General features: G+C 35.6%; 20 protein-coding genes and 1 pseudogene. 5 read left to right on the top strand and 16 right to left on the bottom strand.

All coding sequences use genetic code 11. The annotated features are described in order from the left end of the window. Positions 1-62 precede the first annotated feature (62 nt). The 3 genes and pseudogenes from ACIGAM_RS09250 to ACIGAM_RS09240 form a co-directional block, all read right to left on the bottom strand. A complete protein-coding gene (locus ACIGAM_RS09250; RefSeq protein ID WP_396511171.1) occupies positions 63-2,876 on the bottom strand; it encodes a triple tyrosine motif-containing protein in 2,814 nt (937 codons plus the stop codon). A gap of 64 nt (positions 2,877-2,940) precedes the next feature. After that, positions 2,941-3,579 (bottom strand): annotated as a pseudogene (locus ACIGAM_RS09245) (hypothetical protein); the annotation flags it as partial. 56 nt (positions 3,580-3,635) lie between these two features. Next, complete coding sequence (locus ACIGAM_RS09240) at positions 3,636-4,286, bottom strand: capsule assembly Wzi family protein (protein WP_396511170.1); 651 nt, start codon at positions 4,284-4,286, stop codon at positions 3,636-3,638. 79 nt (positions 4,287-4,365) lie between these two features. On the opposite strand from ACIGAM_RS09240, the gene ACIGAM_RS09235 reads away from it, so the two are divergent. Next, positions 4,366-5,106, top strand: coding sequence for a tyrosine-protein phosphatase (locus tag ACIGAM_RS09235; protein WP_396511169.1), 741 nt, complete (start codon positions 4,366-4,368; stop codon positions 5,104-5,106). Here ACIGAM_RS09235 and ACIGAM_RS09230 read toward each other — a convergent pair. The 4 genes from ACIGAM_RS09230 to ACIGAM_RS09215 all read right to left on the bottom strand — a co-directional run bounded on the left by ACIGAM_RS09230 (position 5,103) and on the right by ACIGAM_RS09215 (position 8,834). Then, positions 5,103-6,101, bottom strand: coding sequence for a polysaccharide biosynthesis protein (locus ACIGAM_RS09230; RefSeq protein ID WP_396511168.1), 999 nt, complete (start codon positions 6,099-6,101; stop codon positions 5,103-5,105). The two genes, ACIGAM_RS09235 and ACIGAM_RS09230, sit on opposite strands and share 4 nt — an antisense overlap. A gap of 2 nt (positions 6,102-6,103) precedes the next feature. After that, entirely contained in the window at positions 6,104-7,249 is a 1,146-nt protein-coding gene (locus ACIGAM_RS09225; RefSeq protein ID WP_396511167.1) for an aminotransferase class V-fold PLP-dependent enzyme, read from the bottom strand. Between the two features lie 2 nt (positions 7,250-7,251). Next, positions 7,252-8,304, bottom strand: a complete 1,053-nt coding sequence (locus ACIGAM_RS09220; RefSeq protein WP_396511351.1) for a glycosyltransferase family 4 protein — start codon at positions 8,302-8,304, stop codon at positions 7,252-7,254. A 113-nt stretch (positions 8,305-8,417) separates the two neighbouring features. After that, complete coding sequence (locus ACIGAM_RS09215) at positions 8,418-8,834, bottom strand: OsmC family protein (RefSeq protein ID WP_396511166.1); 417 nt, start codon at positions 8,832-8,834, stop codon at positions 8,418-8,420. A gap of 135 nt (positions 8,835-8,969) precedes the next feature. On the opposite strand from ACIGAM_RS09215, the gene ACIGAM_RS09210 reads away from it, so the two are divergent. Together ACIGAM_RS09210 and ACIGAM_RS09205 are read left to right on the top strand one after the other, a co-directional pair. Beyond that, positions 8,970-9,443, top strand: coding sequence for a hypothetical protein (locus tag ACIGAM_RS09210; RefSeq protein WP_396511165.1), 474 nt, complete (start codon positions 8,970-8,972; stop codon positions 9,441-9,443). Further along, a complete protein-coding gene (locus tag ACIGAM_RS09205; protein ID WP_396511164.1) occupies positions 9,444-10,220 on the top strand; it encodes an aldose 1-epimerase in 777 nt (258 codons plus the stop codon). Here the strand turns inward: ACIGAM_RS09205 and ACIGAM_RS09200 are convergent. Continuing rightward, complete coding sequence (locus tag ACIGAM_RS09200) at positions 10,212-13,139, bottom strand: FAD-binding and (Fe-S)-binding domain-containing protein (protein WP_396511163.1); 2,928 nt, start codon at positions 13,137-13,139, stop codon at positions 10,212-10,214. The two genes, ACIGAM_RS09205 and ACIGAM_RS09200, sit on opposite strands and share 9 nt — an antisense overlap. Before the next feature lie 141 nt (positions 13,140-13,280). Here ACIGAM_RS09200 and ACIGAM_RS09195 point away from each other — a divergent pair, with 141 nt between their 5' ends. Beyond that, on the top strand, positions 13,281-13,775 hold the full coding sequence (locus tag ACIGAM_RS09195) for a hypothetical protein (RefSeq protein WP_396511162.1): 495 nt from the start codon (positions 13,281-13,283) through the stop codon (positions 13,773-13,775). A 75-nt stretch (positions 13,776-13,850) separates the two neighbouring features. Here ACIGAM_RS09195 and bshA read toward each other — a convergent pair whose 3' ends face one another. From bshA to ACIGAM_RS09155, 8 genes are all read right to left on the bottom strand, one after another. Further along, positions 13,851-15,008, bottom strand: coding sequence for an N-acetyl-alpha-D-glucosaminyl L-malate synthase BshA (bshA, locus tag ACIGAM_RS09190; RefSeq protein WP_396511161.1), 1,158 nt, complete (start codon positions 15,006-15,008; stop codon positions 13,851-13,853). A gap of 74 nt (positions 15,009-15,082) precedes the next feature. Beyond that, positions 15,083-17,995 carry a glycoside hydrolase family 3 N-terminal domain-containing protein gene (locus ACIGAM_RS09185; protein WP_396511350.1) on the bottom strand — a complete coding sequence of 971 codons (2,913 nt, stop codon included), beginning with the start codon at positions 17,993-17,995 and terminating at the stop codon, positions 15,083-15,085. 15 nt (positions 17,996-18,010) lie between these two features. Further along, positions 18,011-18,496 carry an ABC transporter ATPase gene (locus ACIGAM_RS09180; protein WP_396511160.1) on the bottom strand — a complete coding sequence of 162 codons (486 nt, stop codon included), beginning with the start codon at positions 18,494-18,496 and terminating at the stop codon, positions 18,011-18,013. 301 nt (positions 18,497-18,797) lie between these two features. After that, a complete protein-coding gene (locus ACIGAM_RS09175; RefSeq protein ID WP_396511159.1) occupies positions 18,798-19,589 on the bottom strand; it encodes a (Fe-S)-binding protein in 792 nt (263 codons plus the stop codon). A gap of 34 nt (positions 19,590-19,623) precedes the next feature. Further along, complete coding sequence (locus ACIGAM_RS09170) at positions 19,624-20,058, bottom strand: phosphoheptose isomerase (RefSeq protein ID WP_396511158.1); 435 nt, start codon at positions 20,056-20,058, stop codon at positions 19,624-19,626. A gap of 33 nt (positions 20,059-20,091) precedes the next feature. Beyond that, a complete protein-coding gene (locus tag ACIGAM_RS09165) occupies positions 20,092-21,435 on the bottom strand; it encodes a 4Fe-4S dicluster domain-containing protein (RefSeq protein WP_396511157.1) in 1,344 nt (447 codons plus the stop codon). A gap of 5 nt (positions 21,436-21,440) precedes the next feature. Then, positions 21,441-22,391, bottom strand: a complete 951-nt coding sequence (locus ACIGAM_RS09160; protein ID WP_396511156.1) for an MlaD family protein — start codon at positions 22,389-22,391, stop codon at positions 21,441-21,443. A 77-nt stretch (positions 22,392-22,468) separates the two neighbouring features. After that, entirely contained in the window at positions 22,469-23,548 is a 1,080-nt protein-coding gene (locus tag ACIGAM_RS09155) for an N-acetylmuramoyl-L-alanine amidase (RefSeq protein WP_396511155.1), read from the bottom strand. A 24-nt stretch (positions 23,549-23,572) separates the two neighbouring features. On the opposite strand from ACIGAM_RS09155, the gene ACIGAM_RS09150 reads away from it, so the two are divergent. Continuing rightward, positions 23,573-26,398: a putative LPS assembly protein LptD gene (locus tag ACIGAM_RS09150; protein WP_396511154.1), complete on the top strand. Its 2,826-nt coding sequence runs from the start codon at positions 23,573-23,575 to the stop codon at positions 26,396-26,398. The last annotated feature ends 4 nt before the right edge of the window (positions 26,399-26,402 follow it).

Below are 26,402 nucleotides of genomic sequence, written 5' to 3'. Positions count from 1 at the left end.
CTCTATTACTATCGTTTTCGTATAGGTAATGTATAGGTGAATTTAATTATTGTTGTAGTCGTTTAGATAGATAAAATGTACTCTACAAGGCCATCTTCGTGATCTAGATCCATTTTTTTACGCAAACGGTATCGTTTAATCTCAACACTACGTACTGAAATATTTAAAAGTGGTGCAATTTCTTTAGAAGATAAATTAAGTCTTAGATATGCGCACAATTTCAAATCATTCGGAGTTAGCTTAGCATGCTTAGCCTTAATTTTTTTTAGAAAATCTTTATCTGCATTATTAAAAGCCTGACTAAAAAACTCCCAATCTTTCTTAGGGTTTAAATTTTTATCTATAATCTTAATCACAGATTTCATATCACCCTCATCACTTGATGGCATTAACTCCTTTTTAATTGCATTCAACAATTCATTTTTCTTAACAATACTCATTGTAGAAGCTGCAAGTTCTCGGTTTTTACTTTCTACATCCTGAACGAGTTTTTCGTTCTCAAGCTGCATAATTCTACGCTCATTTTCATAACGCGAAAGTTCAATTTTACGTGCATTAATATCAATAAGTCGTTGTTTTTGTTTTTTATAGAATTTTCGGTTGAATATGTGAATTGTAATAAATATTATTAGAAGTAGAATAACATAGATAATGAGCATAGTTATTGACAGGTACCAGGGGCGCTTAATGGTGAACTTATAAGAAGTTACTTCAGTTGTAACCTTATCGCCTACGCGGGCTCGTACTTCAAATGTATAGGAGCCTGATGGTAAATTTTCAAAAGAAACTTGAGAAGCACTGCTCCAACTACTCCAATCTTCATAAAGACCCAAAAGTCTGTATTGAAATTTTATAGATTTAAAGGTGTCGTAATTAGTGACACTATAATTAAACAGAAAATTATTATCTTTTGATTTAAACGTTGAACTTTCATTTAACGAAATATTTTTTAGATTCTGGTCTATACTCCCATTCTGCACAGAACGTAGATGTATTGAATAATCACGATCTATATCTTTATCTAAATCTAAAATGGTATAACCAGAGGAGTTTCCTAGAAGATACCTGTTATTCTCCAGAAAAGTTATATTCTCAAAACCTGCTACATCGCTTCTTTTTTCTGCAGAAAACGGAATATGAGTTACTTTAGGTGCTAGAGCAAGACTGCCGGGTTCAAAATAAAAAATATCTTCAGAATTAAAGCCCCAAAGTCTTTTCTTGATTGCATCATAGGTAAGTTTACCGCTAGAATAATTACCTTTTTTAAACATTCCACTGCTTAGAACAGAATCTTTAATAAACATTGGGCTCCCTTCGGTTAATTTGAAAATTCCGTTATCTGATGCATAAATCAAAGCATCACCGTAAGTTACAATGCCCGATTTCTCACCTTTCTCTAAATTCTGAACGAGTTCTTGATTGGTTACTCGTTGGTAATTCTTATCAAACTTTAATTTAAAAACCCCTTTATATTCATGATTTACATAAAGTGTATAGGCATCTCCTAAGCCAAAATACCTACTTGATATGTTGAATCCTTCTATTTTATTACGTACACTCCAATCATCACCTCGCTTTTCTAAGACATACAGTCCATTGTAATTACCCTGCAAGGCCAGCTTCTTGGTTTCGTCAAGCCATTGTATTTTCCAGGTTCCCTGTGCAGAAGAAATACGTTCAACACGTCTATCTTTGACTAAAAAAGTGCCCTCATGATGGCCACAAAAAAGATCATCTCCTAATTTTTCTAAAAACCACACCTGCCCCTTTGTACTAGGCACGAGCTTAAAAGGGATTTCCGGTTTATATAAATCTCTATAAAATAACCCTTGATTTGTACCTAAATAAAGTGTTGAATCATTTACAACAGCACTATATACAGCTCCAAGTTCACCACTATTATCTTTGTAAACCCGATACGGTGAATTACTGTTTATTAAAGCAATACCACGATCAAGACCTAACCACACATTTGCATTTCGGTCTTCATTGATACTCAACACTGTATTATTTATTAAACCTGCATTTTGGTTAATATGATATAAAATAGATCCGTTTTCACTTAAATGATAAACACCATTAGAAATGGTACCTACAATGAGCGTTTTATCTTCAAGTTGTTTACTACTATATATGGTCTTATCTAAAAGTTCTTTATCTGCGGAAGTATTCCAGGTAGAAACCTCGTCCCCTTCTAATTTATAAAAACCGGAATGCTGAGTCACAGCTACAATATAATTAGCTACTTTAAAAAGATTTACAAGAAGTTTATCTTTAAATATTGGTGAATCTGATACTAAAGTTTTCTTTCCATTTAACATAGAAAACAATCCTTCATCTACACTTTGAAAATATATCTTCCCGTCAAGCAACAACGATTTACTTATCGTACCGTCATTTTTAATAACTTCAAAAGACTTCGTATTAATATTATAGCTGTAGATTCTATTCAAAGATTGAAATAACACCCAATGATCTAGCGGTATTATATTCCAGAATTGCTCATCTTCTAAAATGGGTATTTTTGATGAATCGCTGAGTGAATTGTAAACAAGCTTCCCAGTATGGTCTTCTTCCCAGAAACCAAACTGCATATAACTACCTGTATAAATACGGGTACCTACAGTAGCTACAGATCTTATAATGGTGTTATTAGGTGAAGGGTACAAGCGCCATTTTGCACCATCAAACTGCAATAGACCACTATTATTTGCTGAATAGATATAACCAGAATCATCTTGGGCTAAAGCCCAATTTTGATTTTCTGCGTTGTAGTAATCTGGAGAAAAATTAAGTATAGGAGGAAGTTCCTGAGCATTTAAAAAATTAAAAGCCAGTAGAATTAATATATGAAAATATAAATTAGGAAATCTCACTAAAGCATAGATTATAAAGCAATATACTCAATTACTCCAAAATCTATGAAGCTATCAAGCGCTCTTAAAAACTGTAATTATATTTTAATCCTAAACCTAAATTTTCTTTACTTAGATTACTATAATCAACAGCAAAGAGACCTGTAAAAGCCCCAAAATGAGTAGGATACTCCAATTCTAAAAAGGAATATATTGCTTGTTCAGATTTAGGATAGGGCTTATCATAAGTACCGAGATTTTTTACATAAGTTCCTTTTGCTTTATAATTAAATGATCCTACCGAACCCGTCATTCCCAGATGATGCACAAAACTACGATCGTTTTTAAAACGTTGTCCAAATTCTCCCGGAAGTATAAAAGGCAATCCTATAATACGATTTTGATATTGCCAGCCAGTACCATAAATACCGTTCCAGAAATAACTATCGCCACCGCTAAACCTACCTATTGCTCCTCCGCGCTCAAACCTGCCACTTTGAGAAACGGTCTGCACGTATTCATATAATATGGCATCAATATATTTTGAGTTTTTCGGTTCTAAAAAGGCCCCCCAGACTCCATCAGGAAAATTGCTTAACTCAATGCCTGATGTATCTTCAAATAATGATTGATGATATAGTTTTAAAAGAAATTTCTCTCTATTCATATCATAAGCTAATTGATAAGAACCAAGGCCATTACCAAGTGAATTAATTTGATCTCCCTCAAATGCATCATTTGTACTCGAAGCTTGACCAAAAAAACATCTATAAAATTTCTTTAACTGCTAGGTTGCTTACCCCTACTAATTGAAGTTCCTCCAAATTGTACATAATGCTGCATACCGCCAGATAGACGATCATTAGGAGAAAATACTAATGCAAGATCCAAACTTTTGTGATGAACTAAGGCATTTTGCACAACACGATCTTCCTCTAAAAAGTAATGTCCAAAAGTTGCTTTGGCTTCAAGCCACTTAAAAATTTTTATAGGTTCTTTCATTTCTATATACAAACCTGGCAGCGCTCGTGCATTATTACTCCATATTATGTCACCACCTACGCTTGAGATCCCTTTTAATTTTTCAGCTCTGTGTTTAACACCTACACTTGCTTCGACTATTTTCCATCTGTAGGTTGCATATAATTGATCAATTTTAGCACCGTCATATAGACCGTCGTTGTACATTAAACCTCCCCCTATTTCTAAACTATTTGACTCATTAAACTGATTAGCATATTTCAATTCTGCTAATGCCAAAAAGTTTGTTTGAGAATCTAGTCGTCCTTTTTGATTGGCATAGAACCAAAATGGCTGTGAATCACCGCTAGATATCATACCACGTGTCTCTATAGATGTAACTATACTATCCTGAGCATTAAGTAATAATGCACCAAGAAATATATGTAAAATCAGTATTTTTTTCATCATAAGTATTTTAACTCTAAAGCTCTGTTAAGTGTAGGCTTTAACTCAATCTATTGTTTACTTTTGCCAAAAATAAAGAAGCATGTTCTCTATATTTAATTCTAAAAAATTTTTAGCCTCTAAGCTGGGCGAATTTACAGATATTCATAATCATATACTACCCGGAATTGACGATGGAGCTAAAACTCCTGAAGATTCTTTGCAGCTTTTAACTTATTTTAAAGAGTTAGGTATTACAGAGCTCATCTGCACACCTCATACTATAAGTGATTATTACCCCAATAATCCTGAAACTATTATAGATGCTAAGCAGCGACTCGAAGCTTTTTTAGTTGAAAAAAATCAAAACGATTTTAAAATAAGAGCTTCTTCAGAATATATGATGGACTCGTCTTTTGCAGATCTCATAGAAGCAAAAAATATTCTTCCTTTAAAAGATAATTATGTTCTTGTAGAAATGTCTTATCTGCAACCACCTATTAATCTTAGAGAAATACTTTTTAAGTTGGGTAATGCAGGCTTTATACCTGTTTTAGCACATCCTGAGCGTTACGCGTTTTATCACAAAACTATGGATGTTTATACCGAATTAGGTGCTATTTGTAAATTTCAGCTAAATGCATTGTCGATAAGTGGATACTATGGCCCGGGAATTGAAAAAGTAGCACTTCAACTTTTAAACGATGGTAAATACGAATTTTTAGGAACAGACACTCACCATATGCGTCATATAGAGGGGTTAAAAAAGGTGAAGCTTTCAGGTAAATATGAGCTTGCATTAGATCGCATCATTTCTAACACTAATACTACTTTTAGTAGCTAAGCCGAGGTAAGCACAACTAATTTATTTTGTGCATTTTCTATCGAATAGTTTTGTGCAGCTGCAATACATTCTTGCATTATTTGTAAGTCAAACAATATATCAGTTGTGTTTTCTACAGCTACTAAAGGAGAATTTTCAATATTTTTTCTTGATTCCGTAGAAGACCAAAGCTTTTCTTCTAGTTTTTCTATTTTAGGAAGTTTTGTAAATACAATAGGGTAACTTTTAGCATCAACAGCAAAGGCATGAAGTACTTCTGTTGCAATTTGCGTAATGGCTTTTTTTTCAGTTTTCTTCGGAATAAATAGTCCCTCAAGTTCTTTATTAGCGAGTAAATAGTTAAACATCTCAAGCACTTGTGTCGATGAGATGAAATCACGCACAAGATTTTTATCTTTTATCTCAATAGGTAAATTTTGTTCGATACGCTTTTTGAAGACCGGCACTACTGAGCCTGCTGACCCATATACATTACAAAGTCTTAATGCAATCAGCTTAGTATTTACACAATCTTTTAGCCTAAAATTTAAATAACTCTCAACTACCTTTTTTGTTCTTCCCATTGTATTTACAGGGCTCACTGCTTTGTCTGTTGAAATCACCACTACTTGATTGACCTTGTATTTTATACTACTATCAATGAGTAATTGTGCTCCTAAAATATTTGTAGTAATAGCAGCACAGGTATTTTCCTGCATTAAAGAAACGTGTTTATAGGCTGCAGCGTGAAAAACAGATGTAATTTTAAAATTTACAAAAAGATGATTTAAAAAATCTGCATTGCAAACACTTTCTACAAAATAAGAAACTGTTACTTCAGAAAACTTAACAGTTAATTCTTCAAGCAAACTATGCAAACCGGTTTCTGAAATATCAACTAAAATCAGTCGCTTAGGCTTTTTAAAAGCAAACCCTAAAACGAGTTCACGACCTATACTTCCGGCAGCTCCGGTAATAAGTAATGTTTCGTTAGTTAATAAGGAGATACCATTCATATCTAATTGAAAAAATAATCAAGCAAAGCATCTTTAATTCTATTTAGATCAAATGCTGTCAAACCAGAACCTGAAGGTAGACAAAGTCCAGATTTCCATAAGTTTTCTGCCACATCTCCGCCATAAAATTCCTGATTTTCATAAATACCCTGTAAATGTAGCGGTTTCCATAGAAAACGAGACTCAATTTCGTGTTGCTCCAGAAACTTGCGTAAACCTTCCGAAGACTTATTCTTTAGTAGTTGAGAATTTAACCGAATACAACTTAACCAATAATTTGAATAGTACGAATCATCAGGTACTTCTAACAACTCAACACCTGGTATTTGCGCAATGACTTCCTTATAAAAAAAATGAATGTTACGCTTAGCTTCAATATGCGAATTAAGCGCTTTTAATTGACTCATTCCCAAAGCTGCATTAAGTCCCGGCATCGTGTAGTTAAAACCTACAGCATCGTGCTCAAAACCTGCCTGACCTATTTTTGACTGACTAGCCAAATGGCGTGCACGTTGCGCATCTTCTGCAGATTTGCAAATTAATGCACCGCCGCCACCGGTAGTAATAATTTTATTTCCGTTAAAAGAAAGAATACCATAATCTCCAAAAAGTGCGCAAGACTTATTTTTATACCTGCTTCCTAATGCTTCTGCCGCATCCTCAATTAAGGGTATTTTATAGTGGCTTGCAATTTTTGCAATTTCCTCTATTTTACAAGGTAATCCATAAGAATGCACCACAACAAGTGCAGCCGGTAATTTGCCTTTTTCTAAACAGTCTTCTATTGCAGTTTTGAGATAGTTAGGTGATAAGTTAAAGGTGTCTTGCTCACTATCTATAAAAACTGGTCGCGCTCCTAAATATTGAATGGGGTTAGCGCTTGCAACGTAACTCATAGTTTGACACAAGACTAAATCATCACGTTTAACACCTGTTAACGTCAAAGCAAGATGCAGCGCAGCAGTACCAGAGTTTAGCGCTATTATACTGCGGCTTGTATTTAAAGTCTCTTTTAACTTTGTTTCAAACTCAGCTACAAATGGCCCGCCAGAAGTAACCCAGTTTGCTTTCAAGGCCTCATTTACGGAAACAGTATCCTGCTCACTAATTTGCGGTAAGGCAAGTGCTATTTTCTTGGGTTTAAGCATTGTTACTTTTTTAGATTTCTCCTTTTGAAATTTTTAATCAATAAGTTGAGAAATAAATGAAGTAGGAGCCAAAAAACAATTTGCAAAAGAAAAAAAACGGTCAATCCTATTTTAGGTTCTATAAACAGTACAGCAGCTACTTGAATAAGTGTTAAAAAAACAACCAGAATTACAATCTGAGTATGACTGTAACCCACTCGTAACAGTAACGAATAACTATGTAATCTATCTCTTTTAAAAACAGATGTACCACTTAATATACGTATTATTAAAACGCGTATTGTATCAAAAATAGGATACCAAAAGAGCGCTACAATAATAGGTAAACGTTGTTGGTAACTCTCAAGTCTGGTGTTTGAAGCCGTTAAATCTGCTTCTATAAAAATTATTAAAAAAGCTGCACACAAAAAGCCCAAAAATAAAGAACCACTATCTCCCATAAATAATGCCGCAGGTTCTTTATTTATTCTTCTAAATCCAAAAAGTGCTGCTCCCACACACATTAAAAATACACTAGAGAATGGAATTTGAAAATACAACAAACCTAAAATAAAGAGTAAAGCAACTGTGGTTGCAAGACCGTCTATGCCATCTATAAAATTAAAAGCATTGGTAAAAAAAGTGAGTAACACGATACTTAAAATAACACTGATGTAATACGGTATCTGAAAAAAACTGTGCTCGAGTAAAACAGATTGTAAGCGCAAATCTGCAAAAATGACCACAAGGCTAATAATCAGAATCTGAAAAAACAACTTTGGTAACCATCCTAAAGATTTTAGATCATCTACAAGCCCTAAGAGAAACATTGCCGAGAATCCTAACAAGAGATATAAGTGATTACGAATCAAATAATCTCCTTCAAAAGCGAGTGCGGTACAAAAAATACCAAAAAATAACGCAATACCTCCCGATGCAGGCACAGCTGTTTTGTGTAATTTTTCTCCACCGGTTTCTGCTAAAAAATACTGGGCAAAAAAAGGTTTACATAACAATTGCCCGATAGCAAAGGTCATTGCAAAAGCTATAAGTGCCGGTAAAAGAAATAGAAGCATTTGCACCACAGAGAATCACTTTTAAATGCTCAAATATACACTTTCAGTATTTGAGTTCTACTCATAAAAAAAGCCGCCGTAGGCGACTTAATATTTACTTCAGTTCAAAATAATTAGTCTAAAGTAGCATCTAAAGTGATTTCTGCTTTAAACAGTTTTGAAACCGGGCAATTTTCTTTTGCTTTGTTAGCAATTTTTACGAATTCTTCTTCGCTAATTCCTGATACTTTACCTTTTAAGGTTAAATGCACTTTTGTAATCTCACCATCTTCAAAAGTTACTTTTGCATCTGTGTGTAAGTTGTCTGCAGTATAGTCTTCTTCTCCTAAAAATGCAGAAAGCTGCATCGTATAACATCCTGCGTGTGCCGCTCCCAGAAGCTCTTCAGGATTTGTACCTTTTCCATCTTCAAAACGGGTACCAAAGGCATATTTTGCTTCATCAAGAACAGTACTTTCGGTTGAGATTGTACCCTGTCCTTCTTTTATTTTTCCTTTCCAGTTTGCAGATGCGTTTCTTGAAAATTTCATATCGTTGTTTTTTTATTTTTTAATTATATCTAAATCTAACAATCAATCCTACCAACCGCAACTTTTTAAATCTAATTTAGCTTTTGAAAGGCTAGTATTAACAAGCCTTAACAGCATTTTCGCTAAATTGCAACAATGAAGACAGCAACCGTAACGCAACTTAAAAAAGAACTTAAGGAAAAAGACACAGAAGAATTACTACAACTATGCCTTAAACTCTCTCGTTTTAAAAAGGAAAATAAAGAACTCCTTACGTACCTGCTTTTTGAGTCAGACTATGAGGCGGGTTACATAGATTCTGTCAAAGAATTAATTGATGCGCAGTTTGAAGCAGCGAATACAAAAAATTACTACTGGCTTAAAAAGGCGATTCGTAAAATTTTAAAGGAAATAAAAAAATACATCAGATACTCAGGTAACAAAGAAACTGAAGTACAGCTTCTTATTTATTTCTGCGAGAAAATGGATGCTTTTGAACCATCTATTCGTAATAACAATACCTTACGGAATCTTTATTTGAGACAACTAGAATATATCACCAAGAAAGTTGAAGGTCTTCACGAAGATCTGCGACTCGATTATTATAACGCTTTAGAAAACCTAAACTAGATGACACAGCTACACTTAAAAAACCTCAACGTAACTATTGATAAAGGCGAACTTGTTAGCTTCCTGCAAGACGACTATCAATATATACACCAAAAAGGAACTCCCGGATGGCGCAGTGCAGATACCGAAATGTTTCCGATAATAGGTCCTACAGATCAAGCTAATTTTAGAGTAGAAACACCTAAAGAAAGTGCTATTCAAGATCAACATGGTTTGTTACGTGAACTTACCTATACTTGTATAGAGGCCACGGAAACCACTGCTATATTTGAAAAAAAATATAAGGCAAATACAAAAGTAAAAAACTCAAAATTTCCAGATAAGTCTACTGAAGAATGGCTTTCCTGGCCGTATGATTTCAATTTTAAAAAGCAATTTACCTTAAGCGAGAATGCTTTAGAAGTTGAATTTATAATAAGCGGAGAAAAAGGAATGCCTTTTATGCTGGGCTATCATCCTGCATTTAACCTGCAAACTGAAAAACCGATAATTCAGACTGCTACAAAAGAAATTACTTTAGAAGAAGTTTTAGCTGTAGGTAGCCGAGCCTATCAAGTAGCAGACTGCACAGAAATCACTTTAAAAGATAAAAAATCAATTACTCTAAAGTCTGCAGGTTTTGGCAATTTTATGCTGTGGACAGAGGTGACTAATATGATTTGTATAGAACCTATAAGTTTTTACCCTTATGCGGTAGAACAAAAAAATCTACACGATGGTTTTATGACACTAGAAGAATCTGATGCTAAATTCAGTTTAAAATTAATTCTAAACTAAAGCTTCTTTTAAAATAGTTACGGGATGCAATGCCTCGCGCTGCGTCCCGTCTTTTATCTGATGCCTGCAGCTGGTTCCCGGCGCAGCTATTATCGTATCTTGTGAGGCTTTACGCACAGCAGGAAATAAGGTTTGCTCACCTATTTGCATACTTAATGCATAATGCTCTTTTTCGTAGCCGAAAGAACCTGCCATACCACAACATCCCGAAGGTATAATCGTAGGTTTAAAATTTTCAGGTAGATTGAGTAAATTAAAGGTGTGTTCTATACCACTCAAAGCTTTTTGATGGCAATGCCCGTGAATTTTCAGTTTCTTAGCTTCCGAAGTAAAAGAGGTAGATTTTATATTACCCAGTTTAATTTCAGCATTTAGAAATTCATCAATTATAAATGTGTTTTGTGCCAGTATTTTAGCTTCTTCCACATTATTAGACAATCTTAAATATTCATCCCGAAACCCTAAAATAGCAGAAGGCTCTATACCTATTAAAGGATGTTCTGCATCTACAAGATCTTTAAATGTTTGGATATTTTTTTGAGCTAATTTTCGAGCTTGTTTTAAAAATCCTTTTGAGATTAGAGAACGCCCGCTTTCTGCATGTGTAATCACGCGTACTTCATAATTTAAACGCTGCAGTAATATCACAGCGTCTTCGCCTATTTGTGCATCAAGGTAATTTGTAAACTCATCTACAAACAGATAAACCGTTTTTATAGGATTTTTAGGATTGAAGGCTCTTAATTTTTTAAAACGTGCCCGTAATGTTTTTTTCGCTAAAGGCGGAAGACTACGTTCTGGAGCAACCTCAAGCGTTTTGCGAATAAAGCTCCCAGATAATTTAGCCTTATACAACTTATTTGTAATTCCCGGTAAAACTGAAGCAAACTTATTAAGATACGCGTTAAAGGCAAATGCGCGTGTACGTAGCGAACTTCCATTTTCTTTCTTATACTGGTATTCAAATTCGGCTTTTAAAGTAGCCACATCTACATTACTTGGGCACTCGCTTGCACAGGCCTTACAACTCAAGCACAGGTCAAAAACTTCTTTAAGTTCTTTGTGATTAAAACTGTTTTTACGCTCAGAATGGGTTAAGAATTCGCGTAGCGTATTTGCTCTACCTCGTGTAGAATCTTTTTCATCTCGGGTAGCTCTGTAACTGGGACACATAGTGCCGCCTGCCTCTGGTAACTTGCGGCAATCACCACTACCATTACATTGTTCTGCAGCACGCAAAATCCCTTGCGAATCATCAAAATTAAGCAGCGTGTCTATCTCAGGCTCTTTACGGTCTGGCGTATATCGCAGTTGCTCATCCATAGGTTTAGCATTTATTACTTTACCGGGATTAAATATATTATCAGGATCGAACGTGTGTTTAATGCGTTTTAATACGGCATAGTTGGTTTCCCCTATCATTAGTTCCACAAATTCTCCACGTACGAGCCCATCACCGTGCTCACCGCTCATAGAACCCTTATACTTTTTAACAAGATTTGCGACTGCTGTGGTAATGGTTCTAAAAAGAGTTACATCATCACTAGTCTTTATATTTAGAATAGGTCGCAAGTGTATTTCACCCGCTCCAGCGTGTGCATAGTAAACCGCATCTTGTTTAAAGTGCGCCATTAAAGCTGTGAACTCTTTTATATAGGGTGCGAGATCTTCTAAAGCAACAGCCGTATCTTCTATACAAGCCACTGCTTTACGATCTCCCACTATATTACCCAGCAAGCCAAGCCCAGCCTTACGTAACTCTAGCGCTTGATTTATCTGGCTACCTTCTAATGTAGGATAGGCATAACTAAGACCAGAAGCTTTTATAGTTTCAATAAGTTGTAGCGCTTTAATACGTGCTTCATCTAGAGTTGCTGCGCGTACCTCAAGCATTAAAATAGCAGCAGGATCTCTTTCTATAAAAAACCGGTTCTTTTGTTGTTCTCTATTATTTAAGGTACAATCAAGTATTACTTTATCCATCATTTCACACACATACAGATTGTGCTTCATAACAGGTACAACGGCTTCGAGACAGGCATTTATACTCTCAAAATGTGCTGCAACCATAACTGCTTCAGCAGGAGGTAACTCATCAAGTTTTAATGTTATTTCTGTAGTAAATGCGAGCGTACCTTCACTACCGCTAAGTAGTTTACACATATTGAATGGTGAATTACTTTGTGTACCAAGAACACTATTATCAAGTAAAACATCTATCGCATACCCTGTATTTCTTCGGTGTATTTCTGGCTTCGGAAAATTAGCGTGTATCTCCTGTTGCGCTTCGGGTGTGCTCAACTCCCTGTATATTGCTGAATAAATACTCCCTTCTAAAGATTCTAAATTTCGCTTTTGCTCAAACTCTTCAGCATTAATTTCTTTAAAATCAACAGCGCTACCATCGCTTAAAATAGTTTTTAAGTTAATTACTTTATCACGCGTAACCCCATATTGTATTGAAGTTGTACCGGAAGAATTATTACCCACCATTCCGCCTATCATACATCGGTTAGAAGTAGATGTATTTGGCGCAAAAAATAAACCATGTGGTTCTAAGTACCTATTTAACTCATCCCGAATCACTCCCGGTTGTACTGTGACTGTTTTCTGAGCTGCATCAAATGATACTATTTTTGTAAAATGCTTAGATACATCTACAACAATACCTTCTCCCACACATTGCCCTGCAAGTGAAGTACCAGCAGTACGAGGTATAATACCTACTTTATGTTGCCTTGCAAATAGTATTATACTTTTTAGATCTTCATCAGACTTCGGGAAGGCCACAGCCAGAGGTAGCTCACGATAAACGGAAGCATCTGTAGCATACAGTTTTTTGTGTAAATCATCAAAATATAAATCTCCTTTTAAAGTTTTCGCAAGGTCATCAAGTGCTTCTGTAAAGTCTGTAATCATAGGATAAAGTTACAATTATATTCATTTTAGAGCGTTAACATTTTGTAAGATAAGCTTAACAAAAAATTGGGGGGACCCTCGTAAAACTAAAGGAGGTGTGAACTTACATTTGCCGAACAAACAACAAATTCAATTACAATTATGAAAAAATTATTTATAGCTTTTGTTTTAATTGCAGGTTTTTCGTTCTCTTCGCAAGCACAAGAGATTTCTAAAAATGCATTAGGTCTTAGATTAGGAGACAATGATGGTTTTGGTGCAGAAATATCCTATCAGCGTGCTCTTGGTGATAACAACCGTCTTGAAGTAGATTTAGGTATCAATGATGGTAACAGATATGATGCTTTTAAATTAGCTGGTCTTTACCAATGGGTTTGGAATATTGACGGTGGTTTTAACTGGTATGCTGGTGTAGGTGGTGGTTTAGGTAGTGTAAGCTATGATGATGATTTTCCAGGAAGAAATAATGACGATAACTCTGAAGTTTTCCTTTTTGGAGCTGGTGATATAGGTATCGAATACAATTTTGATATTCCACTTTTAATCTCTTTAGATTTTAGACCAGAAATAGGCTTTAATGATTTTAATGATGATTTAGGTTTTGATATAGCTTTAGGTTTGCGTTACCAATTCTAATCTCAACTTTATAAATTAAAAAATCCCGTTAGCTCGCGCTAACGGGATTTTTTTGTTCCGTATAAAATCAAATCTTTATTCACTAATTGCTTTTGAAGAAATTTCTTTAATTCTATTTATAGCTTTTAAATATACCTCTTCATACATAGGTACTACGCGTTCAATAGCAAATTGTTGAGCTTGTAAACGGGCCTGTTTTTTAAAAAGATCAAGAGTTTCACGCTCTTTTAAAATACTCAACGCATTTGCTGCCATCGCATCTACATCACCTACATCGCTCATATAACCCGAGTAACCGTGTGTATTTACCTCTGCAAGACCACCTGCGTTAGACGAGATAACCGGGACACCGTGCGCCATTGCTTCTAAAGCCGCCAGACCAAAACTCTCTGCTTTTGAAGGCAACAGAAATAAGTCTGAAAAGCACAATATCTTGTCAATTTCGTTACTGTTTCCTAAAAATATCACCTTACCTGAAATACCCAATTGCTCACAGAGCAACTCGGCAGGGCCACGCTCTGGTCCCTCTCCTACCATGATTAATTTTGAAGGAATATGTTTTTGAATTTCATTAAAGGTTTTAATTACATCGGGAATACATTTTACCTCCCGCATATTACTAATGTGGGTGATAATACGCTCTTCTTCGGTAGCCATTAATCCGCGTTGACAATCTGTAAAAGAGTCTTTAAGCGTATTTATATCTATGAAGTTAGGAATTACCTGAATCTTACGCTTGATATCAAATAAACGGTTTGTATCGTCTTTTAGACTTTGAGATACTGAAGTTACCACATCACTTTTATTAATGCTGAAGGTTACTGCAGGTTTATAAAACGGATGACTTCCTACTAACGTGATATCTGTACCGTGCAAAGTAGTTACCATCGGTATGGTTATGCCATCCTGCTGAAGCATTTTTTTTGCCATATAACCGGCGTAGGCGTGTGGTATGGCATAATGCACGTGCAACACATCTATATGATAGGCCTTGATGATATTTACAAGTTTACTAGAAAGCGCCAACTCATACGGCTGAAAGTGAAAAAGTGGATATTCGGGAACATTTACTTCGTGAAAAAAAATCTTTTCATTAAGCAAATCAAGCCTAACCGGCTGTTTGTAAGTAATAAAGTGAACTTCGTGTCCTCTTTTAGATAATGCAATACCCAACTCGGTAGCGACAACACCACTACCGCCAAATGTGGGATAACAAACTATAGCTATTTTCATGGCTTAAAATTACCAATTATTAAGCCAGCACCGATATCTCTAAAGCGGTTTTAGATTTTATTTAAGAAGAATTGCTAAGGAATTATAGCATTCTGAATTACCTCTTGAATACGACTGCGAAGATCTGACTGTATTAACTTTCGATTTTCTGCATCAGGGAAGGTTCTGTTTGATAAGAAAACGTACACGATTTGCGTTTCAGGATCTGCCCAGGTAAAAGTTCCTGTAAATCCTGAATGTCCAAAACTAGCTTTAGAAACACAACCACACGTGCCGCCTACAGTTCCTAGCTGCGGCTTGTCAAAGCCTACACCTCTGCGCACACCTTCATTACAATAATAGCAGGTATTAAAATCACTCATTGTATTTTTTGAAAAAAAGCGTTTACCGCCATAATATCCATTTTGTAAATACATCTGCATCATTTTAGCCACATCATTAGCGTTGCTAAACAAACCGGCGTGACCACCCACGTTGTCTGTCATTGCCGCTCCCATATCATGTACATAACCCTGTATTTGTTGCATACGCCAGTACGTATCATTTTCAGAAGGTATTATACCACTTTTTTGAGTAAAGCTTAGAGGCTTATAACCCATATAATTTGCACCAAGATTCTTGTAGTACATGCGCTGGCTAAGCGTATCAAGATCTGTTAAAGCAGTATCTTCAAGATATTTTTTAAACAGAAAATAAGATAAGTCACTGTATTTGTAGACTCGAGATGGTAATAAATCTGTATCTGCAATAATCTTGACAATTGTATCAGGATAATCTTTACGCAAAAACATATCATCAGCAATCTTTATAGAAAAATCGCCCTCGGAAGAAGAGCGATAGTATTTTTTTGATATGTGACCGGTTTCATCATAAGTGGCTCTGTAAAACGGAAGCCAGGGTTTCAACTTACCGTAATGCGAAAGCACCTGCTTAATGGTTATATCTTCTTTATTAGTGCCTCTTAAAACCGGAAGAATACTCCCTAATTTATCGTTAAGTTTAAATTTATCAGCATCATAACGTTCCATCAATAAAGGTAATGTAGCCAGAATTTTAGTTATTGATGCCAAATCATAAACATCAGTAAGTTTTACATCCTCTCGTTTTGTATAGGTATGATGACCAAAAGCTTTCTCATAGATTACTTTACCATTGCGCGCCACCAGAACCTGAGCCCCCGGAAACATCACATTGGTAAGTCCTTCTTTGACGAGTTCGTCAATTTCTTTCAGTTTTTCTGAATTCATACCCTCTTCTTCAGGTACACCATATTGTAGCCTGCGTAAAGTACCCGTTTCAAAACTTGTATTAATCTGAAAGTTTTTTCCTAGTGAAACCGGCAATTTGCCCTGTGCACCTATAGCACCAAAGATCAACTGAGCACTTAAATCCTGAGCTATTGCGCTATTTTGGTAAGACATTACAATACCTTTAATTGCACGTATATCATTCAGTTTTAAAAGTGCATATGGTCTTACAAAAACATCGAGAACCGTTGGTTTTGACTTGGCTATGGCTTCTATAATAGCAATATCTGCAGAAGTCATTGAAAATGATTTCCAGGGGTTATCATCAGAACGATGAAAACCTATAATAACATAATTATATTTTTCTAATTTATTTAAATATTCGGCACTGCTAGAAGCGCTTATTTTTGTCACTTCGGCATATTTCTGTAGCGATTTATAAAATGGATTTCCACTGTCATCGCCCAGCTCAACGTATGCTATTTTTTTTAGATCTAAATCTTTAACCGGCAAAATCGCTTGGTCATTTTTAAGTACAGTAAGAGCACTAGCCATTGCCTTACGGTAAATCACATCATCTTCTACACTGTTTAGGTCTTTAATAAGATTTGTAGTATTAACCGGCTGGTAATTATTAAGACCTACTTTAAATTTTGCAAATAATATTTTTTTCACGGAACGCGACAGGCGGGTTTCTGTGATATCTCCTGCGTTGTACGCTTCTTCAAACTTGGCCATCGCTTTAGGCACGTTCTCACTCATAAGCAAAATATCGTTACCTGCTTTAAAAGCTTCCAGATCTATAAGACCTGGTTCTTTAAAGTTAGATGCGCCTTTCATATTTAAAGCGTCTGTAAATATCAATCCTTGAAAACCTAAACTATCTTTTAAGAGGCCAGTTACAACTTTTTGAGATAACGACGTAGGATAACCCGGTTTGCTCTCTAATGCAGGAACATTAAGATGCGCAATCATAATGCTAGCGATCCCCGCATCAATAACTTTTTTGTACGGATACATTTCTATGGAATCTAAGCGCTTTCTGCTAAATGGAATCGAAGGAAGCGTCTTATGCGAATCCTGATTTGTATCCCCGTGACCCGGAAAATGTTTTGCACTTCCTAGCACGCCGGCTCCTTGCATTCCTTTTATAAAAGCCACGCTTTTATCGGTTACATTATTGCGGTCTTCACCAAATGATCTGTTGCCTATAATGGGATTTTCAGGGTTTACATTTATATCTACAACCGGCGCAAAGTTTATATGAACGCCCATTCGTTTATTATGCAAACCTATTTGCTTGGCTACTTCCTCTACAATATTACTGTCTTTAATAGCTCCTAAAGTCATATTCCATGGGAAAGCATAAGTAGAATCTAATCGCATTGCCAGACCCCATTCTGCATCCATCGCCATCATTAAAGGAACTTTGCTCAATGCCTGATATTCATTATTGAGCTTTGCCTGACGCATAGGACCTCCTTTAGAAAAAATAACCCCTCCAATATGATTATTTTTGATAAGTGTCTTTATAGCATCTGTTTTAGATTTTGGATCACTAGAAAAAACATCTACCATAAACAATTGACCTATTTTTTCTTTTAAGGTCATTTTATTGTAAATGCTATCAACCCAAGCTTGTTGCTCAGTTAATTGCTTTGCCAGTAACGGATTTTTTGATTGTGAAAAACCTTGAAAAGTAAGTATAAGAAATACTCCAACGAGTAAGTGTTCACGCATCATAAGCGGTATATTTTATTTAAAGAAACGATTGTGCCAGCTTTCTATTGCAGGTACTTCCCAAAATTCTAGATATTCTTCTTTAGTATTTACGAGATTATTAAATACAATGGTTTTTTTACCTACAGCACCCTCTTTTGCCATTTTCTTAAAATCTGCTAAAGGCTTAAAATGCACTCGATCATTTTGAATGTAAGTGACATTCATTTTATCTAATAATTCTACTTCAAACTCTTTTTCAATTTGTTGTATAAATCGCACTTGCGTATCTATAGAACACCCACTTGCAGCGCTTGCACTTTGATCAAGCCCTATTACAATAAATCGATCATATTTTACCTCGTAACCGGCATTTAAACTTGCTCCGTGAGCGGTCCACTCTTTTAGAAAGTTCTCTAATAGTTCTTGAAGTTTAGCAAGTTCTTCCTCAGTAAATTTGCGGTCACTTTGATAAATCCAAAGTCGGGAATTAGCAGGTAAATCTTGAAAAGGAATTAACATAAATGTATATAAAAATTAATAGCACAAACTTAATGTATATAAAGGCGGTCATTAAAAAAGATAATGTTAAAAGCCTTCAAAATTTTTAAAAATGTAATTATTACAATTTAAAGTATCTAGAATTATCTCAAGAGTTCTCTAAGATTATTTTAATCATAATTATTTAATGAATAAGTAATTTAGAGTCAGATGGAAAATTTTAAATTTCTACTTAGCTTATATCAAAAACTAGACCCCAAATTCTAAATAAAAAAAGCATCGGTAAAACCGATGCTTTTTAAAATTTCTTGCTTTAGATTCTTTAAAGATCATCTGCATTTGCGATCATCTCTGCAATATCTAAAACTTCTACAGAATCTTCTTTTTCCTTATTTTTAACTCCGTCAGTCATCATAGTATTGCAGAAAGGACATCCCGCAGCGATAACATCTGGTTTAATTTCTAAAGCTTCTTCTGTACGCTCTATATTAACATCTTTTGTACCCGGCTCTGGCTCTTTAAACATTTGAGCGCCACCAGCACCACAACAGAAACCTTTTGTTTTGCAGCGTTTCATCTCAACAAGCTCTACCTCTAATTTACGAAGTAAATCTCGCGGAGCCTCGTAAATACGATTAGCACGAGCTAAGTAGCAAGGATCGTGAAAGGTAATTCGCTTACCTTTATACTTACCACCTTCAACAGTAAGTCTACCTTCATCAATTAATGATTTTAAAAATTGAGTGTGGTGTAGAACTTCATAATTACCGCCTAGTCCCGGATATTCATTAGCTATTGTATTGAAACAATGCGGACACGCAGTAACGATTTTCTTAACGTCATACGCATTAAGAACCTCAATATTAGTTACCGCCTGCATTTGAAATAAAAATTCGTTACCAGCACGTTTTGCAGGATCGCCGGTACAGCTTTCTTCGGTACCCAATACAGCAAATTCTACTCCGGCCTTTGCTAATAATTTTACAAAAGCTTTTGTTATTTTTTTTGCTCTGTCGTCAAAACTTCCGGCGCAGCCTACCCAGAAGAGAACCTCTGGAGATTTGCCTTGTGCCATAAATTCTGCCATCGTAGGTACCTTGATAGCTTCTGCCATAATCTAATTTTTATTCCTATTAGTTCTTAAAAGTTTAGTCTTTAAACACTTCTATAGTTACATCTTTTTCAACAAGATCTGTAAATTTTCCTTTGTAGCGAGTTGCACGCACTAAGTGATTATCTATCCAGTGATAATTACCTCCTCGGGGTTTCCCCATTAAAAGGCTATGATAATTAAAACCATGCTTGTTTAACCAATTTTCGGTTACTTCACGATGATCTTCGGTACGAGAAGTAAAAAAGCATATAATATGACCTTCATCATACCATTTGTTTAAGGTTGCTAATGCGTCTGGGAAAGGTTCACATGTTCCCATACGCTCAGGCTCCTCGTTAGGAACATCTTCAGTAATGGTCCCATCAATATCAATGAGGTAGTTCTTCACTCCTTCTGGCAAAACCGGGCTTACATGTTCCCCATCCTGCAGCTTTTCACTTAACATTTTGTCCACTTCCTCTTTTTTCATGAGTTCTCTATTTTAAAATTTATTGGTTGGTTTCTAAATTTCGTTGATCCAATTTGCACGATCCATTTGATTGAAAGGCCATGGTGCTGCGTTATTTTCAATATTGGTCATTGCATTATTCAAATCTGTAGGCGCCGCGCTCTGCTCCATTACAAGATACTGCCTCATATCCATAATAATAGAAAGTGGATTTATACCCACCGGACAAGCCTCTACACAAGCATTACAAGTGGTACACGCCCATAATTCTTCACGGGTAATATAGTCATCTAATAATTGTTTCCCGTCATCCTGAAAGGTTCCTTTATTAGCATCAATATTTTTCCCTATATCTTCAAGACGATCACGTGTAGCCATCATTATGCGACGTGGCGACAGTAATTTTCCGGTTTGATTTGCAGGACATTCACTAGTACATCTACCACACTCGGTACAAGTATATGCATTTAATAACTGAACCCAGCTCAAATCTGTCGCTTCACTAGCACCAAACTTTGCCGGCACTTCATCAGCCGCACCTTCTTCTGGCATTGCATAAGGATCTGCATCGGGATCCATCATTAATTTTACTTCTTGTGTGACCGCATCTAAATTATCAAACTGCCCCTGCGGCTTTAATCTTGCAAAATATGTATTTGGAAAAGCAAGTAAAATATGTAAATGTTTAGAATAGTATAGGTAATTTAAAAATACAAGTATTCCTAAAATATGAATCCACCAGGCAGTGCGCTCCACAAGTATTAATGAAGATATACTCATATCTTCAAATAAAGGTGCTATAAACTGACTCACAGGAAAAGATCCTAAAATACCCGAAGCACTTGCATAATGTTCTGCTCCTTTTACCTGAAGCATATAATCTGCTGCATTCATCGTTAAGAATAACAGCATTAGTACCACTTCAAAATACAGAATAAGATTAGCATCTAACTTAGGCCAACCCTTCATTTCGCGATTTAGAAAACGCTTTATGTGCAAAATATTACGACGTATCCAGAATATGATAACGCCTACTAAAACAAGGAGTGCAAAAATTTCAAAAACAGCTATTAGGAAGTTATAAAAACCACCCATAAAACTGAATATACGATGGGTTCCAAAAATACCATCAATTACAATCTCAAGAACTTCAATGTTGATGATAATAAATCCCAGATATACGAGTACATGAATTATGCCCGAGACTGGTCTTCGTACCATTTTATACTGCCCTAAGGCAATCTTAGCCATATTTCGCCAGCGTTGTGACTTGTTATCGCTTCGATCTTCATCGCGGCCTAATTTTATATTGCGGATTAGCTTTTGAACGTTTTTAGCAAAAAAAACAACTCCAATCGCTAATGCGATTATGAACAATATATTAGGAAGGTATTGCATTTAATTTATTTAAGTGAATCTTTCGGTTCGTTGTAGGGACCCGGATTTTTACCGAAAACTGAAAAATGTACGTAACGTTTAGGATTAAGTTTTATGTCTTGCATAAGCTCTTCCATCTGCTTTGTAGCACGTTCGAGATTATTGTACATATCTTTATCATTAATTAACTGTCCTAAACTACCCTCGCCATTATCTATCTTAGATGTGATGCTTTCTACTTCTGCAATCATATCTTCCATTTTAGTTACAAGCTGACCTACATTAACCTGAGAAAGACTATCGCTCATCTGGTTAAAATTAGCAGACATTTCATCTAGATTAGTAAATGTGCGGCTTAATTTCTGATCATTATCAGATAATAATTTATTCAATCCCTGTGACGCTTGCTTAAAAGATGCTGCTGTTTGAGTAATATCCGCAATTGCAGCACGTAAATTTTTTCTAGTATCCTTGTCTAAAACATCAGCAACGCCTGTTAATACAGAGTCTGTACTATTTATTACAGATTCTACTTTTTTCTGTAATGGAGTTAATCGCTCATTTACCAGTTCAAAAATACCCTCATCAATGGTACCTTCTAGGGTATCACCAGATTTAGCAACTTCCCCACGCTCATAATCAGGAACTATAGAAAGGGACTTTCCTCCTATTAAACCACCTCCATAAATTTGGGCTTTACTGCTATTTGAAAATTGAAAATCGTTTTTCACATTAAAGGTAACTAACAACTTACCTTGCTGATCTGCAAAATCTATAGATAAAACTTTACCTACCGCAAGACCATTTATAGTAACACTAGAACCGGGTGAAAGACCTTCTACATTATCATAAACGGCATAATATGTACGGTCATTTTGAAGAAGATTATTGCCTTTTAAGAAGCTATAACCAAAAATTAAAAGAGCTATTGCCACAACGGCTAACAGACCTGTTTTTACCTCTCTAGAAATGTTCAATGTGTACTATTTTTGATGAGCTTCAAATTTAGGAATAAAATCTATTAGGACTTACGACGCTAACTTTTATTTATAACTTAGTTGACCTTTCGCTTTACCCCATTTTTAAAGCTTACAATATAAGCAGATTTATAACCTTTAGATTTAGCTTCGGAAAGTTTACGCTGAATATCACTATAATTAGAAGTATCACCATAATAGTATTTATATAGCTTTCCTTCTTTAGCCCTAGTAATTTCAGCTAATCCTTTAAAATTATATGATTTAGGCTCAACACTTTTACTGCTTGCTGCAATCTGAACCATGTAAACTTCACTATCTGAAACAATATCTTTTACCTCAACAGCAGGAACAACTTTAGTTATCCCTAGAAAATCATTTGCGCTTACATTACCTTTATACTCCTCAATTGCTGTAGCTATAGCGTGAGCTATTTCTTTTTGTCCGGTTGAAGAATTTAGATATTTACCTTCCTCATTATTAGTAATAAACCCAGTTTCGATAAGAATACTTGGCATCACGGTTTGATGTAAAACCACAAAACCTGCCTGCTTTACACTACGATCTTTGCGATTTAACTTTTCTCTAAAGTTATCCTGAACTAAGCTTGCTAATTGGATACTCTGGTCTAAAAACTCTTCTTGCATAAGCGTAAGACCTATTAAAGACTCTGGAGAGTTTAAATTATACTGCGCATATTTCTCTTCGTAATTATCCTCCAGAAAAATCACTTCGTTTTCGGCCTTAGCAACTTCAAAATTGGTGTTGTTTCGGTGTAAACCCAATACATAGGTCTCTGCACCAGAAGCCTGAGACGTGTGCGCATTACAATGTATAGAGATAAAAAGGTCTGCTTTTGCCTTATTTGCAATTTCACCTCGACGATCTAATTCAACAAAAACATCTGTTTTACGAGTATATAAAACTTCGATCTCTTTATTTCTACCTAATTCTTCACCTATTAATAAAGCGATTTTTAGTGCAACATCCTTTTCTCTAACACCGGTTTTTGAAGGTTTACCGGGATCTTTACCACCGTGACCGGCATCAATAACCACTACAAACTTCTTAAAATCAGCAGGTTTATCATTAGAAAAAGAATTGCTAAACAGCAAACTCAAGGTAAATACAATTATATAAGATATATTCGTTTTCATATTTGGGGAACGTCATTTAATATCATGCAATTTTACAAAGCCATTTTTAATCTTCATTACTTATGGCTTCTAAAAAATAGATGTAATTTTGGCACATTGGTTTTTGCCCTTTCATTTACAAAAATAGTACTAATCCCATTGCGAACAAAGATCCTTATCGTACTGCAAATTCTAGGCGTATTCCTTATCTGCTGTGGGTCTTTACAGGCTCAAGAGATATCTGTAAATACACTAAAAAGCATACCTGCAGACACGTCATATAAAAAACTTGTAAATAAACCTCAAGGCAGTCAACTCACTAGTATGCTTCCGCTTACACAACGCGACAGCACTAAGATAGACAGTATAACACCTACTCGAGAGCCGCTTACCGATATTGTCAAATACAGTGCCACTGATTATTCACGTTTTGATAAACGTACTAACAAACTGTATTTATACAACGAGGCAGAGATTAATTACACAGATATCAACATAAAAGCCGGTCAGATTATTGTTGATAATACAAATAATGTAGTTTTTGCTAAAGGTATTCTAGACTCTGCAGGTGTCTACACTCAAGGTCCCGTTTTTGTACAAGCGCAAAACACCGTTGAACCAGACTCAATCAAATATAACTTTAAAACCGAAAAAGCGCTTATTTACGGATCTCGTACAAAGCAACAGGAATTTTATATTAAAAATGAGGTTAGCAAACGGGTTAATGATTCCGTTGTTTTTATGCGCAACGTGCGTTTTACAACCAGTGAGAATGAGGAAGACCCTGAATATTATTTTTATGCAAGAAAAGTGAAATTTGTACCGGGGAAGAAAATTGTTACCGGCCTGGTTAACATGTTTGTGTACGATGTTCCTATTCCTTTAGGAGTGCCCTTTGCTTACTTTCCTATGGAAAAAGAAACCAGTGTTTCTGGGTTTATAATGCCATCTCCCGGAGAAAATAACGAGCGTGGTTATTTTCTTCAAAATGGAGGATATTATTTTGCATTAAGCGATTATGCAGATCTTACCCTTACCGGTGATTACTATACAAACGGAAGTTATGCACTGCGCGGAAGCAGTGCCTATAGAAAACGCTACAAGTTTAGCGGAAATGTAAATATCAGATACGAAAGACTACTCAATAGCGAGCGAGGTTTACCCGATTTTGCCGAAACAAACACCTACAACATTCAGTGGTCGCATAGCCAGGATACCAAGTCGAGCCCTAATTCGAGATTTTCGGCATCTGTGAATTTGGGGAGTAGTAACTATTTTAGGCAGTCTACAAACATTGACAATGTCGCCAGTAGACTTACAAACACACTAAGCTCTTCGGTATCTTATTCTAAAACCTTTCAAACCGTACCACAAGTTAATCTAGCGCTTACTGCTAGACATACGCAGAATACGCAGACACAGGTTATTAATATGACCTTACCTAGTTTACAGTTAAATGTAGATCGTATTTACCCATTTGCGCCAAAGACCGGCTCTAAAAAAGGAATTATAGAAAACATCAACTTCAATTACTCCGGTAGTGGGGAAAACCGTTTTGAAACTACAGACAGTCTATTTTTTACCGCTCAAATGTTTAGAGATGCAGAATTAGGAGTAAGACACAGCATCCCTATTACAACAAACTTTAAACTTTTTAAGCATTTAAGCGTATCTGCAAGTACAAACTATCAGGAAAGCTGGGTTTTTGAAACCATCAACCAGAGTTTTGACACAGAACAACGAGAAATTGTTCGGGATACTATAAATGGTTTTGATCGTTTTAATACCTATAACTTCAGTACAAGTTTAGGTACTACGCTATACGGCCAGTTTAATTTTGGAGAAGAGAAAAAGATACAAGCCATACGTCACGTGATTAAACCTTCAGTTTCTTTTAATTACAACCCGGCTTTTGATCAGTATTATGAAACGTTCTTAGCTCCAGAATTAGATGATCCTAATGGTGACTTAACTCGTGAGGTGACTTACTCCAGATTTGATGGTGGTTTTTATGGTGCTCCCGGTAATTTTAGTTCAAGTGGGGTTAGTTTTAGTATTAATAATACTTTAGAAGCTAAAGTTAGAGACAAAGACAGTACCGCTGTAGAGCCTAAAAAAATAGATCTTATAAGCAACCTTGCGATATCGACTAATTATAATTTTCTGGCAGATAGTTTAAAGCTGAGCCCTATTTCGGTACGAGGTACGATTCCTATAATTCAAAGTAAATTGAGTGTTAACTTCAATATGACTTTAGACCCGTATGCCTTAAATAACAATAACAGACGTATTGATAAATTGAATATTCAAAACGGTGGAAGTTTATTTAGATTAACAAATGCAAGCGCCAACTTTGGCTATTCTTTTAGCAGTAAAAGTTTTGAAAAAAACAATGACAGTGAAGATACCCAGACTGCACGTAATGGCGCCAGGCGCGATAATTTGCTCGGGGAAGACGGTGATCAGCTAAGAAATAAATTTAATGATAAGGAAGAGGGCGAAGAAGACGAAGATGTAAAACGTGAACTGTATAATTATAAAATTCCTTGGAATTTACGCGTGAATTATAATGTAAATTATGGAAATCTTACACGGCAGGATATGATAACCTCACACGCTGTAAACTTTAGTGGAGATGTAGAATTAGGTGAGCGCTGGTTTGTGGGAGCATCTTCTGGGGTTGACTTAACAACCGGAAAATTTACACCTACACAATTACGATTTGCACGAGATCTTGAAAGTTTTAATATGACTTTTGCGTGGACCCCTTTTGGTACATTTGCTTCCTGGAATTTCTTTATAGGTATAAAATCAAGCGTGTTGAGCGATCTTAAATATGAGAAACGACGTTCACCAGATCAAAGACTTTAATTAA

The sequence above is a fragment of the Leeuwenhoekiella sp. NPDC079379 genome, assembly GCF_044542075.1.
Lineage (GTDB): Bacteria > Bacteroidota > Bacteroidia > Flavobacteriales > Flavobacteriaceae > Leeuwenhoekiella.
The sequence above is the reverse complement of the archived record's forward strand: the minus strand, read 5'-3'. Positions and strand labels throughout refer to the sequence as shown.

What these genes read in the sequence shown, in the direction of transcription:
- ACIGAM_RS09170 (WP_396511158.1), bottom strand. Translation starts at nt 20,058, where the DNA reads ATGAAAAAAGAGGAAGTGGACAAAATGTTAAGTGAAAAGCTGCAGGAT.
- ACIGAM_RS09205 (WP_396511164.1), top strand. Translation starts at nt 9,444, where the DNA reads ATGACACAGCTACACTTAAAAAACCTCAACGTAACTATTGATAAAGGC.
- ACIGAM_RS09215 (WP_396511166.1), bottom strand. Translation starts at nt 8,834, where the DNA reads ATGAAATTTTCAAGAAACGCATCTGCAAACTGGAAAGGAAAAATAAAA.
- ACIGAM_RS09235 (WP_396511169.1), top strand. Translation starts at nt 4,366, where the DNA reads ATGTTCTCTATATTTAATTCTAAAAAATTTTTAGCCTCTAAGCTGGGC.
- ACIGAM_RS09230 (WP_396511168.1), bottom strand. Translation starts at nt 6,101, where the DNA reads ATGAATGGTATCTCCTTATTAACTAACGAAACATTACTTATTACCGGA.
- ACIGAM_RS09180 (WP_396511160.1), bottom strand. Translation starts at nt 18,496, where the DNA reads ATGTTAATTCCTTTTCAAGATTTACCTGCTAATTCCCGACTTTGGATT.
- ACIGAM_RS09195 (WP_396511162.1), top strand. Translation starts at nt 13,281, where the DNA reads ATGAAAAAATTATTTATAGCTTTTGTTTTAATTGCAGGTTTTTCGTTC.
- bshA (WP_396511161.1), bottom strand. Translation starts at nt 15,008, where the DNA reads ATGAAAATAGCTATAGTTTGTTATCCCACATTTGGCGGTAGTGGTGTT.
- ACIGAM_RS09240 (WP_396511170.1), bottom strand. Translation starts at nt 4,286, where the DNA reads ATGATGAAAAAAATACTGATTTTACATATATTTCTTGGTGCATTATTA.
- ACIGAM_RS09185 (WP_396511350.1), bottom strand. Translation starts at nt 17,995, where the DNA reads ATGCGTGAACACTTACTCGTTGGAGTATTTCTTATACTTACTTTTCAA.
- ACIGAM_RS09200 (WP_396511163.1), bottom strand. Translation starts at nt 13,139, where the DNA reads ATGATTACAGACTTTACAGAAGCACTTGATGACCTTGCGAAAACTTTA.
- ACIGAM_RS09225 (WP_396511167.1), bottom strand. Translation starts at nt 7,249, where the DNA reads ATGCTTAAACCCAAGAAAATAGCACTTGCCTTACCGCAAATTAGTGAG.
- ACIGAM_RS09165 (WP_396511157.1), bottom strand. Translation starts at nt 21,435, where the DNA reads ATGCAATACCTTCCTAATATATTGTTCATAATCGCATTAGCGATTGGA.
- ACIGAM_RS09155 (WP_396511155.1), bottom strand. Translation starts at nt 23,548, where the DNA reads ATGAAAACGAATATATCTTATATAATTGTATTTACCTTGAGTTTGCTG.
- ACIGAM_RS09150 (WP_396511154.1), top strand. Translation starts at nt 23,573, where the DNA reads ATGCAATTTTACAAAGCCATTTTTAATCTTCATTACTTATGGCTTCTA.
- ACIGAM_RS09175 (WP_396511159.1), bottom strand. Translation starts at nt 19,589, where the DNA reads ATGGCAGAAGCTATCAAGGTACCTACGATGGCAGAATTTATGGCACAA.
- ACIGAM_RS09220 (WP_396511351.1), bottom strand. Translation starts at nt 8,304, where the DNA reads ATGCTTCTATTTCTTTTACCGGCACTTATAGCTTTTGCAATGACCTTT.
- ACIGAM_RS09210 (WP_396511165.1), top strand. Translation starts at nt 8,970, where the DNA reads ATGAAGACAGCAACCGTAACGCAACTTAAAAAAGAACTTAAGGAAAAA.